Below are 12,954 nucleotides of genomic sequence, written 5' to 3'. Positions count from 1 at the left end.
CAGCGCCATCGCCAACCATCGAGCCACGTGTCTCCACCCATGCTGCGCGCGCACTTCGCACGAGTACTTTGCGTAACCCCTGATACTTCCGCTCATTGGTCGGCCTCCGCTACAAGCAGCATCGGATCCCCGTCGTCTCGCTCGCCGTGAGCTTCAACGCGTAAGTGTTCGCCGTGCAGGAGCTGGGCTTGTCGTTGGGCGTATCCAGCCGTCCCATGAGCGCACAGCCTTGGTTCACGTCGCAGTAGTCAATCCACTCCGCAACGGAGCCCACCATGTCGAACACTTGGTTGAACGGAACCGCCAATCCCGTGCACTGCGCATAGCTGCCAACCGGCGCCGAATCCACGGTCGACATGCAGTTCTGCGGTTGGAGGGTAGCGCCGTACGGATAGTCGGTTTGCCCACCGTTGCTGCATGCATAGCCCCACTGGCTCGCCGAGTAGTCCTCGAACGTCTGGGCGGTGAGCACCTGCCCCGAAACGGAGCTACAGAGGTGCTTCCCGGCCCATTTGCAGTACGCGTAGGCATCGCACCAATCCACGCAGCCCACGGCGTGGTTCCACTTGGTCTGCGGCTGGAAGTAGCCGGCGCAGTGGTCGTTGGGATGAAAGCTCGAGTTCGCCTGGCAGCCCACTGGCTGCGCGCCAGATGGCGTCGTGCCCACGGCGACCAGGAACTTCTCGTACTCTTCTTGCGTCGCCTCGTGCTTGTCGATGCAGAACTCGCCAAGATCCGCCATCTGCGAACCCGGCAAGCCGACGCACTTCGGGATTTGAGCGTCGCTTCCGGCATCGCTTGGAGCTCCTGCCGCAGCGGCACCACCTCCAGTGGCTGCACTTCCTGCAACGCCACCTCCCGCGACCCCGGCCTCTCCAGCCGCACCGCCCGCACCGCCCGCACCGGCCGCGGCATCACTACCCGGGAGTCCCCCACCACCGGAGCCGCAGTCACACAGCCCCCATCCAGAACGGTCAGGCAGACAACTCTGCGCCCCCGCGCATTGGCCGGAACCGAGGCAAGCACGGGTGTCGCCCACCCGGCACGCGTGATCCGTTACCGGATCGTCCGCCGACCCACATGCCCCCACGCTCGCAAAGAACGCGAGGACCGCACACAAGGATCCCACCCGCGACGTCATCTGTCGTGATGATCCCGCAAAACGCGCCCACGGGGAAGTGACGTTTGAGTGTGCGCACGCGCGACGCGACGGGGCTCGCGCCGCCCCAACAATACGACCTGGAAGCGGGTGGAGGGTTTGTAGGCGAGGCGGCCCGCGGCGCCGAGGTCCATGTTCCGGACATTTTCCGGTCGCTCACTCGTCGCAAGGCGCCTCCATGTCCGGAATTTGGACCTCGCGGCCTCGACGGCTGAGCTGCCAGATCATGTCGGTCCGCCGCGGAACCTCGCGCCGCGGACACGCTTGCACGGCCGCGTGCCGCGGACCCGCGTTGCGCTTGTGTCCGAAATCCGGACATTTCGAGCCGCTCACTCGCGAGACCCCCTCCCCATGTCCGCTTTTCGGACATCGCGACGCGCCCCGGCTCTATGTGCGGCGCGCGAGCGCGCGGCCCTGGGCGTCAGAACCAGGTGGGAGTCTTGGGGGACAGGGGCGCGAGGAGCGGACGCGCTTGGGCGATGTCTTGCTGGATCTGAGCGACCAGGGCGTCCTTGTTCGGGAACTTGCGCTCGTCTCGCAGGCGCGCGACGAGGTGCACGCGCAGGCGCTTGTCGTACAGGTCGCGGTTGCCGGCGTGGTCGCGGTTGCCGTCGTGGTCGTGGTTGCCGTCGCGGTTGCCGGCGCGGTCGCGGTCGCGATCGCCGTCGTGATCGCGGTTGCCGTCGTGGTCGTGGTTGCCGTCCCAGTCGAGCAGGTGCGTTTCGACGCTGAAGCTCGCGTCGAAGGTCGGGCGCTGGCCGATATTGGTGACGGCGGGCGCGAGGGCGCGCGGGGCGGCGGGATCGGTGATGTCGTCGACCACGCAGGCGTACACGCCGAAGGGCGGCAAGAGCTCGGGGACGGGGGCGATGTTCGCCGTGGGGATGCCGATGGTGCGACCGCGGCCGTCGCCCCGGACCACGCCGCCGGAAAGCGCGTGGGGGCGGCCGAGGATGCGCGTGGCGGTGGGCAAGTCGCCGCTGCGCACGGCGTCGCGAACGCGGCTGCTGGAGTACGGACCCTCGGCGTCGCCCTCCAGCGCATGCGTGTGGGCGACGAAGCCGAGCTCCTTGCCCAGCGCGACGAGGGTGGACACGTCGCCGGCGCGGCCTTTGCCGAAGCGGAAGTTGTCCCCCACGATCACGACGCCGGCGCCCAGCTCGCCGACGAGCAGCTCTTCGGCGAACTGCCGCGGGCTCTTGCCGGCGAGCTCCCGCGTGAAACGCTCCACCACCACCCGGAGCTCCGGGGCGGCGCGACCAAGGAGCTCAATCTTGTAATCGAGCGGCGTGAGCACCTCTTGCTTGCCGCGCCCGAGCACCTCCGCGGGATGCGGATAGAAGGTGAGCACCAGCGGCGCGAGGCCGTTCTTCTGCGCTTCCTGCACCGCGGAGTGGACCATGGTGCAGTGCCCCAGGTGCACGCCGTCGAAGTTGCCGATCACCACCAACGTGGATCCGGGCGAGGCAGCGAGCGACGCGGCTCCATCGATGCGGCGGGACGACACGGCGCGGCGTGCTTACTACAGCCGCGACAGCAGGGCCACCGCCAGCGGCTGGCATTCTCGTGTATGCTCCCGGCCCGCTGCCCATGACCCCGGACCAAGCCCTGAAAGAAGCGCGCGCCGGCGAGCTTCGGCCCGTTTACTTGGTGACGGGGGAGGAGCGCCACCTGCAGACGCAGGTGACGACGGCGCTGCGGCAGGCCGCGCTGGCAGGCGCCACGCCGGGGCTGAACGAAGATCAGTTCACCGCCGGCGAGGCCACCGTGGACGCCGTGCTCGGCGCTGCGCGCACGCTGCCGATGTTCGCCAAGCGGCGGCTGGTGATGGTGCGCGCCCTGGAGCGCTGGGAAGCCAAGGGCACCGAAGCGCTGGAAGCGCTCCTCGAGTACGCCAAGGATCCGTCGCCTTCTACCGTGCTGTTGCTCACCGCCGCCAAGCTCGACAAGCGCAAGAAGCTCACCGCCTACGCCTTCAAGCAGGGCTTTGCCGTGAACTGTGAAGCGTTGAGCCGCGGGGATCTGCCGCGCTGGATCGCCGCCACCGCCAAGGAGCGGGGCAACTCCATCGCCGCGGGCGTTGCGGACTTGCTGGCGGAGCTCGCGGGGCCGGAGCTCTCCACCGTGGCGGACGCGCTGGAGCGCGTGTGCCTGTACGTGGGGGAAGGCGAGACCATCACGGAAGAAGCCGTGGCGGAGTGCGTGGTGCGCGTGCGGCCCACCACCGTGTGGGAGCTGGTGGGCGCCGTGGGCAAACGAGACGCGGGCAGCGCCCTGGCGGCCCTCGAGCGCGTCTACGATCCTCACGATCGCGGTCTGCGCTTGGTCGGCGTGCTCGCCTGGTCCGCGCGGCAGCTATTGCGCTTCGAGTCCGCCATGCAGAGCGGCGCGCGCCCCGAAGAGGCCGCCAAGCGCGCCGGCGCACCGCCCTTCAAGGCCCGCGAGCTGGCAGCGCAAGTGCGCAGCATCCCTCGACAAGATCTGGAGCAGTGGCTCGAGCTCCTGGCCCGTGTAGACCTCGCCCTCAAGGGCGGCTCCAAGCGTCCGCCCAAAGCAGTGTTGGAGCACGCCATCCTCAGCCTCTGTCACCAGAACAGTGCACGTCCAGGACAACGACAAAACAGGGGAGCTTGACCTGCTGCGTCGGCGGCACCATCCTTCTCCGTGACTCGATAGGCTCGCGAGGGGTGGCTCCGCGAAATTATTGAAGTATTTCCTCCTACCTCCCCTTGGGCCATGAAAGAATACGAAGCCTTGGACCCTCCGACGGTGCTCCCGGCACTCGACCACGCGGCACACGCACCGCTCCCGACCAAGTACGGCACTTTCGAGCTGCACGTTTATCGGTCGAACGAGGCGCCCTCCCATGGTCTGTCCAACGAGCACCTCGCCCTGGTGATGGGGCAGGTGCACGGCAAACGCGGTGTGGCCGTGCGCGTGCATTCGGAGTGCCTCACCAGTGAGGTGTTCGGCAGCCTCAAGTGCGACTGCAAGGGTCAGCTCGAGCGCGCCATGGCCGAGATTGGCCGCCGGGGTGAAGGCGTCGTGCTCTACCTCCGGCAAGAAGGCCGCGGCATCGGCCTCGCAAACAAGATCCGCGCCTACGCCCTGCAAGCCCAAGGCGCCGACACGATCGAAGCCAACGAGCTCTTGCACCTACCGGTAGACGCGCGGCAGTACGACATCGCCGCCGCCATGCTTCAAGATCTCGGCGTGCTGTCCATCGAGCTGATGACCAACAACCCCGAGAAGGTGAGCTCGCTGCAGCACCTCGGCATCATCGTCGAGAAGCGGATTCCCACCTTGGTGGCCGCCACGCCCTTCAGCGCGGAGTACCTCGAGGTGAAGCGCCGCCGCATGCAGCACGAGCTACCGAGCGGCGTCTTCCACCAGAAGCCCACCAACGACAGCGGCGACGACGGCGGGGATTCTTCCGATCCCGCCGCCACCCACTGATCAGAGCAAGTCGAACCCGAGCCGCAGGGTGAGGTTCGGGATGAACCCGTAGCGCTCGATCTGCTGGTCCACCGTGTTGGTGGCCTCCGCTGTGAGCGCCTGGGCGGTGGTGTTCTGCGAGGGTTCGTCCACCTGCGTGCTCGAGCTCATGGTGCCCATCAGGCCCACGCCGAGCCCCAGCACCACGCGGTCACCGACGTGCCCTTGGTAGCCGAGCTCCGCGAACCACATGTCGAGCGTGGTCGTCACCCCCGAGGGGTACAGCGTGACGCCGGTGATCGTGCCAAAGCTCGCAGGATCCACCGATCCATTGAGGGTGACCTTGGCGTAGCCGGCATCCAGGTAGAAGCCGAGCTTCGGGATCGGTCGCATGCCGATCTGCGCGCGCCACACGTGTCCGCCATCGAAGATGGAGAGGTCGCTGCCGGACGCGTTGGATGCAGCGCCGGTGACGACGTTCACGTACGCGCTCGGGATGGCGCCGTAGCCTCCACCGAAGCGCAAGCCGATGGGCGTCTCGAAAATGATCTGCCCACCCACGTCCACGGGAATGCGCGTCACGCCCTCCAGCGAGAGCATCCACTGGTCCGACGCACCGCCGGACTTCGCTTCTTCCGCCGGAGCTGTATCGCGCACCGGATCGCTTTGTACTGGTGCTGGAGCGAACACCGGCTCTGGTCTTGGGTTTGTTGGTTCGCCGCGGTCCACGACCGGCGCCGGAGCTTGCGCGGGCGTGGGGGGCGGCGCCGGAAACGTCTCGGCGGTGGGGGCCGGCTCGGGGATCAGCGCGAAGCTGGCAGTGGCGGGACTCTGAGGCTCGGCGGCGTAGGCCCAATGGGGCAGTGCGATGATGGTCAGGGCGGCGGCGCCCAGAAGGGCGCGCGACGGTGCTGGCATGTGATGGGTCCGATGCCCCCCATGCTTCGGACGTTCAGAACGGCAGCGATCGCGGGTGGTCATCACATTGGGAAGCGACCGTTTTCGGAAGACCTTGAGTGATGTAGTGTCCGCGCGTGATCGATCGCAAAGAGCTGGAGAGCCTGTCGCGCGAAGCACTCGTCGATCGCGCGCGCCGTCTCGAAATCGAACGCCCGGAAGTGATGACCCGGGTGGAGCTGGCAGACGAAATCGTGCGGCGCACGATCACTGACGAAGTGGCACGCCGCCGCGCCCGCGGCTGGCTGGGTGTGGCACGAGATTTGGTGGCGGAGCTCATCGAGCAAGGGCTGCACCTTCCCGACGCAGCCGCCCTGGTCCGCCGCACGAGCCTGGCGCCCACGGTGATCCGTCACCAGCCGCCGGTGGCCACCGTGACGCTCTCGGAGATCTACGCCGCCCAGGGCCATCACAAGCGCGCCCTGTCGATGCTCGACGAAGTGCTGAAGAAAGAGCCGGACCACGAGATCGCGCGGTCGCTGCGCAATCGCCTTGCCAAAGAGAAGGACGCGCCGCGGACGCAGCGGAGCTTGGGGGACGCGCCGAGCAGCGCGAGCGCGACGAGCAGCGCGAACGCGACGGACAGCGCGAACGCGACGGACGCGACGGCGGGTGATGCGACGCCCGCGTCGGACGCCGTGCCCACGACGCGCTTTGACGACGCGACGCCCATGTCGGACGCCGTGCCCACGACGCGCTTCGACGACGCCGTCGCTCCGACGAACCTCGCCGACGCCGTCGCTCCGACGGAAGCTGCGCCCGCGACGGAGCTCCACACTTCCGGTCCCGCGACGGAGGCCGCTGTCGCGACGCCGAAGGACGCCGCGCCAAAGGACGCCGCGCCAAAGGACGCCGATCACGTGGCATTGCTGAGCGACGCCACGGGTGCCCTCACCATCGTGTGGGCCCTGCGTCCTGAGACGGTCTCCCTCGCGAGCCGCAAGGACCGCGACGGCCGCCCCGTGCTCCGCATCGCCTGCATGGTTCCGAACCACGCCGGCGCCGAAAAACACGAGCGCGACGTCGAGCTCGACCGCGCCGAGGGCAGCGCCCGCGTCAGCGATCTCCCCGAACGCTCCGTGCTCCGCGGCGCCCTCGGCTATCGCGATCCCCGCGGCTTCCGCCCTCTCGCCCTCGCGACGGAGCTCGCTCGCCGCGAGGGAGGCCTCCGCGTCGTGTGGTCGCCCCGCGCGACCCAGCGCGACCCCGCCCTCGAGCAAACCGTCACCCGCCTCTGCCCCCAGTAGCGGCCACCCGCTGCGATGCCGAGACGAAGGCCCGCACCCCGCGCCCTGCAGCCCCCCTGGCGCGTCCCGCCTATCGCGGAACGAGCAGCGCCAGTGCACGACGCAGCAGCTCTTGGAGCGAGAGGGTGCGGGCTTCTCCAGCGAGCGTCTCCGTCGCCCTCTTGGCTTCGCCCTTCTTGAAGCCTTGGCTCGTGAGCGCCAAGAGGAGCTCGTCTCGCTTCTCCCGCGCCTCGGCGTCGATGGTGCTTTCGGTGTCCTCGGCGTCGGTAGTGTCCTCGGCGTCGGTAGTTTCCTCGGCGTCGATAGTTTCCTCGGCGTCGGTAGTTTCCTCGGCGTCGGCAGTGTCCTCGGTGTCGGTTCAATCGAAATCGTCTTGGGAATGTCGATTTTTGTCGTGCGCACAATGGAGCGCCAGGAGCGCTATTGTCTCGGGGGTGTTGGTTCGGCGCGGAACCACCCCGCACTCGAGCTCACGCGTCCGCGAGTCGGCCCCGCGCGCCGCTTGTCGGCCCCGCGCGGCCGCTTGTCGGCCCCGCGCGCCGCTTGTCGGCCCCGCGCGGCCGCGGGGTTTCGTGGCTCGGCGAGAGCCCGCGTCCTCTCGCCTCCATCAGCGAAGGCGCAGCTCTGGCTCGGCGACCTGGCACGCCCCGCGCGGCCGCGAGGTTCCGCGGCGCAGCGACATCATTCGTCAGGAGCTGCCTTTGAGGCGTGCTCGGAGCCGCGGCTCAGCGAGACCTAGCGAGACCTGTCGTCAGGAGCTGCCTTTGAGGCGCGCTCGGAGCCGCGGCGCGTAGCCGAGCTTGTTCTCTTGCTTCGGTCGCGCGATGGCCAGGGCGTCGGCGGGGACGTCCTTGGTGACGGTGGTGCCGGTGGCCACGTAGGCACCCTCGCCGATGGTGATGGGCGCGACCAGCTGAGAGTCGCTGCCGATGAAGGCGCGCGGGCCGATGGTCGTCGTGTGCTTCTTGAAGCCGTCGTAGTTGCAGAAGATGGTGCCCGCGCCGACGTTGGCGCCTTCGCCGATGTCACCGTCGCCGAGGTAAGCGAGGTGATTGGCTTTCGCGCCCTTGCGCACGCGGGTCTTCTTGGTCTCCACGAAGTTGCCGATGTGCGCGTCGTCCTCGATCTCGCTGCCGGGGCGGAGATGCGCGAAGGGACCGATCTGGGCGCCGGGGCCGACGCGGCTGTCGGTGATCACCGAGTACGGCTTGATCAGCGCGCCGGCGCCGACCTCGGAGCTCGTGATGACCGAGCCCACGTCCACCGTGGCGCCGCTGCGGATCACGGTCTTTCCGCGGAGGGTGACGCCCGCTTCCACGGTGGCGTCGGGCTCCACCACCACGCCGGTCTCGATGCGCGCGCCGCGCTTGACGCTGGCGCCGGCGCGGGCGTGAGCTTCGGCGATGCGCGCGAAGAGCAGCTCTTCTGCCTCGGCCAGCTGCGCGCGGTCGTTCACGCCCAGCAGCACGGACGGATCACCGAGCTCGGCGATGGCGGCGCGGGACTTCGCGGCGATGGCTACCACGTCCGTGAGGTAATACTCGCCTTGAGCGTTGTTGGGCGAGACTTGCGAGAGGGCCTCGCGCAGGAAATCCGCGTGGGCGGCGTACACGCCGGCGTTGATTTCACGAACGGCGCGCTCGGCGTTGGTCTTCAGATCGCGATGCTCCCGCACTTCGAGCACGCGACCAGACTCGTCGCGGAGCACGCGGCCATAGCCGGAGGCGTCGTCTACCTCGCAGGAGAGCAGCGCCAGCTTCGCCTGCTCGCGATCGAGGGCAGCGGATAGCTCGGTGAGGGCGGCCGCAGCGAGCAGCGGCGTATCGCCGCACAGCACCAGCACGCGATCGCCCGTGAGCCCTTCGAGACCGACACGCGCGGCGTCGCCGGTTCCCCGCGGCGGATCTTGTACCTTCGCGCTCACGCGGTCGCCAAAGTCCTCGCGCAGCGCGGCGAGCACGTCGTCGTGATTGTCGGGGCTCACCACGCACACCACGTGGCTCGCGCCGGCGGCGAAGGCGGCGGCGACGGGATAGTGGAGCAGCGCCCGGCCGGCGACGGGGAAGAGCACCTTGGAGCGGCTGCTCTTCATGCGTTTGCCTTGACCAGCAGCCAGCACGACGGCAACGAGATCGGACATCGCGCACCCGATTACCGCGAATGCGCCCGGACGGGAAGCTGACGCGATGCGTCAGCCGGGCTCTCGTGTCGTGATCGTGACGGGCGCGATACACTTCTCCGTCATGCGCTCCGTGTCCTACTTGGTGAAGTCCGTGGTGCTGGCCAGCCTCGCGGCAACGCTCTCGATTTCTTGCTCGAGCGATTTCGACACCACCCGTCGCACGACCGAGCCGGTGGGGACTCTCGGAGACGACCTGTACTCCGCCTTGTGCGATCGCGTGGGGGCCAGCGTGCTCACCGAGGACCTGAGCGGGGCGTCCTACCGAGGCGTGTGTCACCGCGACAAGTTCGGGAGCTACGCGGACAGCGTGGACGAGAGCAAGCTGCCGCCGGTGGCCGGGAACAGCGCGTTCGCGCGCACCTTGGCCGTCGCCAAGCTGAACGCCATGGTGCGCCGCCGGGGTGATCTGATCCTGGCGCTGAACAAGACCTTTTCGGACGATCCCATCCCGGTGCCCTTTGGCCAGCCAGGCGAGACCATCAACGGGCACGCGGCGCTCGACCAGTTCCTGAAGCGCATCGCGCCCCTGTACGACGGCAACCCCATCGACCACGAAGGCTCCGGCGCCCGCGAAGGGCTGATGCCCAGCGTGACCCGCTCCGTGGGACGGCTGTTCGCGGCCCTCGGCGGTCCCGGCAGCGATCCGATCTCGAGCATCGGCGACACCCAGAAGGCCCAGGCCGCACAGCTGGCCCTTTCCCGTTTGTCCGGTCGGCTCGGCTACCGTCCGTTGCGCGTGGCCCTGGGCGCGATGCGTCCATCTTTGGCCTATCCCGAGCTGCGACAGTTGGCGCAGACCTTCACGCCCAAGCTTCGCCCCGGAGGAAACCTGCGCAGTGGCTTCCAGAACGTGCTCGGCATGGCGCAGAACGAGCTGACCACCTCGGAGCAGAAGGCGTTGCCGCTGCCCTTCGACGGCCCGGTGAACGTGGAGTTTCCCCAGCGCCCACGGACCAACACGGAGATCGCGCAGGCCATCATGCTGGCGACGGATCCGGCCTTCGCCGGGCCCGCGTCCACGCCCCGCTGGCTCGTGGTGCGGGACACGCGGGGCTACGCGGTGCCGGCGGGCAACACGCCGGGCACGGCGGGCTCGGTGCCGGCGCCGTTCTTCGATGGCGACAACGACGGCTTCGCCGACGTGGACGAGCTCGGTCGCTTCTTGAGCGGCCCGGGCACGCTGGCACCGGTGGACACGCCCTTCGTGGTGCCCGGCGTTCCCCGCCAGTTTCCGGCCGACGCTTTCGGTCGGGCTCTCGGTTCCAATGGTCAGCCGCTGTACGCGTACCTGAACACCAGCGAGACCTTCATGGCGTCCACCATGCGGGACCTCGATCCGCTGCTGGACGTGGACGGCGGCAACGAGTCCATCGCCGATCTGCTCTCCGGCGCCTACATGCTGTACGGCCCGCCCATCCAGGTGCCCGCGACCTGGGCCGAAGGCGGCGTGTACCCGAGCTTCGATACGCAGAGCTCGCCAATAGTGAACCTTCTGTATGCCACCGGCTGGATCCTCGCCCACAAGAACAGCGACGTGCAGCTCAAGTTCCTGCGCACGCTGTTCGCGGAGCACGAGCAGGTGGTGGCGCGGGTGATCGGCGCGGCGCTGAAGGTGCGCGAGGTCTCCAACGCGCACCCCGAAGCCAAGCTCGATCCGAGCGACACCTTCTGGGACGAGATGGCGGAGTTCGTCGCCAACATGAGCAAGGACGCCAATCTCACGAAGGACTTGCTGCGGTCCCTCGCGGATCCGAACGTGCAGGCGTACCTGGGGACGGCCTACGGCAACTACAACCGCTACAAGGACTTCCTCACCTACGACAGCAAGAACCTGAACGGCACGCCCATCAACCTGACCACCGGCGGCACCGCGGACCCGAGCGTCCCGCCCGACTACTCCCAGCCCGACGCCGGCGACAACCGCAGCGAGTTCGCGCGCATCCTGCAGATCATCCACGACGTGAACGACGTGAATGCCTGCAACAAGCCGGGCGCCAAGGTGCGCATCAAGCTGGGCATACCGATCACCTGGCCCGCCGGCTCGGGCTACAAGGAGTGCGAGCTGTTCGTGTTCAAGAACATGGGCCTGTTCTACCTCGACTCCATCCTGGGCCAGGCGAAGCTCGATATTCGCCCGGATACGCTGAAGCTCATGATGGACGTTGCGGGGATCTTCACCGATCCCGACGCCGTGTTCCAGACCTCGAGCGGAATCACCGGCATGGGCCTTTCCCCCACCCCGCAGGCGCTGAACCGCTTGGTGTACTTCGGCGCCGAGACCAGCAAGTTCGACCCGCTCTTCTCCGGCGGCAAGCTGCCGGATCGGGACGCCAATTTCAACGGCTCCAACGGCGACACCAACAAGTTCATCTCCAGCATGGTGGACGCGATCTCCCCCGCCGTGTGCCCCGAGCGCGCAGTACAGGATCCGCGGCCCCCACCAAATCTTGGCACCATCTGGGTCAGCGACTGCAGCCCCAACGTGAAGTGGGCGCACAGCGGCCAGGCCGGCAATCCTCAAGACCTTTTGCGCGTGCGCGACAAGGGCACCATTTTCACCTGGGAGAAGTACGAGTTCTACAAGGCGATGAAGCCGATCCTGCAGGCGTTCAAGTCGAACGGGCAGGCGCAGCTGTTCCTCGATCACATCGAGATCCTGTATCGCCACTGGGCCACGGAAGCGCACGGTCCGGAGTGCAACTCCGACGGCGATTTCTCACAGCGGCCCTGGGAAAAGTACCTGTCGGACGCCGACCGCGCCGCTCACAAGGTGAACCCGGCGTACAACCCCCGCTACTGCACCGGCAGCGGGCTCTCACGCTACGAGCCGATCTTGGCGGAGGCGTTCCAGGGCGATCTGATCCCCGCGCTGGGTGAGCTGGTCACCACGGTGGACGCCATGACCATCAAGGACCGCAACGGCGTCGACCACAAGGGATTGGACATCTTGCACGAGATGACCCAGGCGATGTTCGACCCGGACTACGCCGCCAGCGTGGGCATGCGGGACCGCTTCGGCAACAAGACCACCAAGTGGGCCAACGGCCTGATCACGAAGCCCCAGCTCACGCCCTTCGACCTGTTCGCCGACGCTCTCAAGGGCATCGACCAGGCTTTGGACGGCAATCCGCGGCAGGACCGCTGGCGGAGCGCCCGCTCCCATCTGGTGGATCAGTTCCTGGGCGTGGAGGGCAGCGGCCCGAGCGCGCACTTCGTGAACGAGGGCTTCGCCAAGAGCGTGCCCATTCTTGTGGACGTGCTGCGCGCTCAGCTGAACGCCAACTGCCCGGATCGAGAGACGAACCCCATTTCCTGCAAGTGGGCCACGAAGGATCTGGCGGACAAGGCCGCCGACACCCTGGGCGGACCCATGTTCTCCACGGCCATGACGCTCATCGATCAGATCAACGAGGACCCCGCGGCGCGCCAGGCGCTGGAGAAGCACCTGCGCTACCTGGTGCGGCTCGCGAGCCAGAACGACGCCCTCTCGTCCACCCTCGCCAGCGGCAGCGACATGATGCAGATCCTGGGGGACGACGTGAACATGCCGCTCATCTACAACGCCATCGCGTTGGCGGCGGCCCCGGAGAACGCCACGCTGGACGGCAAGCCCGCTCCCGGCACCGCGGACCGCGTGCTGGAGATGATGGACGCGCTGACCAAGGAGACCGATGCCAGCGGCGCGCCGGCCCAAAACCCCTACGACCCCTACCGAGTGCTGGACACCATCCTGGTGAACCTGGTCACTCCCATGGATGCCTCGAACCCCGAGAGCCAGACGCCGCTGGAGGTCTTCCTGGACACCATCGCGGAGGTCAACCGCTACGACGCGAGCCAGCCCCGAGAGCAGCCCATGACCCCTCAAGACCTGCAGCTCACCTTTGCTACGCTGCGGGACTTCATGACCGGGCCTACCCGAGGTATGGAGCAGTTCTACGAGATCATGAGCCACAGGGACGGCAACTGACTCGTTA

General features: G+C 67.8%; 9 protein-coding genes. 4 read left to right on the top strand and 5 right to left on the bottom strand.

Annotation, left to right across the window (positions count from 1 at the left end):
* Positions 1-109: 109 nt before the first annotated feature.
* Positions 110-742 (bottom strand): SUMF1/EgtB/PvdO family nonheme iron enzyme, encoded by a 633-nt coding sequence (locus H6717_02170; protein MCB9575820.1) that lies wholly within the window; start codon positions 740-742, stop codon positions 110-112.
* Positions 743-1,580: 838 nt separating this feature from the next.
* Positions 1,581-2,666 carry a riboflavin biosynthesis protein RibF gene (ribF, locus tag H6717_02165; protein MCB9575819.1) on the bottom strand — a complete coding sequence of 362 codons (1,086 nt, stop codon included), beginning with the start codon at positions 2,664-2,666 and terminating at the stop codon, positions 1,581-1,583.
* An 83-nt stretch (positions 2,667-2,749) separates the two neighbouring features.
* On the opposite strand from ribF, the gene holA reads away from it, so the two are divergent.
* Both holA and ribA read left to right on the top strand, forming a co-directional pair.
* The gene (holA, locus tag H6717_02160) at positions 2,750-3,793 is read left to right on the top strand and encodes a DNA polymerase III subunit delta (protein ID MCB9575818.1); all 1,044 of its coding nucleotides are present in this window, start codon (positions 2,750-2,752) and stop codon (positions 3,791-3,793) included.
* Positions 3,794-3,895: 102 nt separating this feature from the next.
* Positions 3,896-4,615 carry a GTP cyclohydrolase II gene (ribA, locus tag H6717_02155; protein ID MCB9575817.1) on the top strand — a complete coding sequence of 240 codons (720 nt, stop codon included), beginning with the start codon at positions 3,896-3,898 and terminating at the stop codon, positions 4,613-4,615.
* Here ribA and H6717_02150 read toward each other — a convergent pair whose 3' ends face one another.
* Entirely contained in the window at positions 4,616-5,512 is an 897-nt protein-coding gene (locus H6717_02150) for a hypothetical protein (protein MCB9575816.1), read from the bottom strand.
* 116 nt (positions 5,513-5,628) lie between these two features.
* Between H6717_02150 and H6717_02145 the strand changes: the two genes are divergently transcribed.
* Entirely contained in the window at positions 5,629-6,798 is a 1,170-nt protein-coding gene (locus H6717_02145) for a hypothetical protein (GenBank protein ID MCB9575815.1), read from the top strand.
* 70 nt (positions 6,799-6,868) lie between these two features.
* Here the strand turns inward: H6717_02145 and H6717_02140 are convergent, their stop codons facing one another.
* Positions 6,869-7,000 carry a hypothetical protein gene (locus tag H6717_02140; GenBank protein MCB9575814.1) on the bottom strand — a complete coding sequence of 44 codons (132 nt, stop codon included), beginning with the start codon at positions 6,998-7,000 and terminating at the stop codon, positions 6,869-6,871.
* Positions 7,001-7,549: 549 nt separating this feature from the next.
* Positions 7,550-8,938, bottom strand: coding sequence for a bifunctional UDP-N-acetylglucosamine diphosphorylase/glucosamine-1-phosphate N-acetyltransferase GlmU (gene glmU / locus H6717_02135; protein ID MCB9575813.1), 1,389 nt, complete (start codon positions 8,936-8,938; stop codon positions 7,550-7,552).
* 103 nt (positions 8,939-9,041) lie between these two features.
* Here glmU and H6717_02130 point away from each other — a divergent pair, with 103 nt between their 5' ends.
* Positions 9,042-12,947: a hypothetical protein gene (locus H6717_02130; protein MCB9575812.1), complete on the top strand. Its 3,906-nt coding sequence runs from the start codon at positions 9,042-9,044 to the stop codon at positions 12,945-12,947.
* The last annotated feature ends 7 nt before the right edge of the window (positions 12,948-12,954 follow it).

The sequence above is a fragment of the Polyangiaceae bacterium genome (genome assembly GCA_020633235.1).
In the GTDB taxonomy this organism is placed as follows: domain Bacteria; phylum Myxococcota_A; class Polyangia; order Polyangiales; family Polyangiaceae; genus JACKEA01.
Note: the sequence above shows the minus strand (reverse complement) of the source record. Positions and strands in the feature narration are given on the sequence as shown.

Excerpts from the sequence above, each read along its gene's own strand:
- H6717_02170 (MCB9575820.1), bottom strand. The coding sequence starts at position 742 with ATGGCGGATCTTGGCGAGTTCTGCATCGACAAGCACGAGGCGACGCAA.
- holA (MCB9575818.1), top strand. The coding sequence starts at position 2,750 with ATGACCCCGGACCAAGCCCTGAAAGAAGCGCGCGCCGGCGAGCTTCGG.
- ribA (MCB9575817.1), top strand. The coding sequence starts at position 3,896 with ATGAAAGAATACGAAGCCTTGGACCCTCCGACGGTGCTCCCGGCACTC.
- H6717_02150 (MCB9575816.1), bottom strand. The coding sequence starts at position 5,512 with ATGCCAGCACCGTCGCGCGCCCTTCTGGGCGCCGCCGCCCTGACCATC.
- glmU (MCB9575813.1), bottom strand. The coding sequence starts at position 8,938 with ATGTCCGATCTCGTTGCCGTCGTGCTGGCTGCTGGTCAAGGCAAACGC.
- H6717_02130 (MCB9575812.1), top strand. The coding sequence starts at position 9,042 with ATGCGCTCCGTGTCCTACTTGGTGAAGTCCGTGGTGCTGGCCAGCCTC.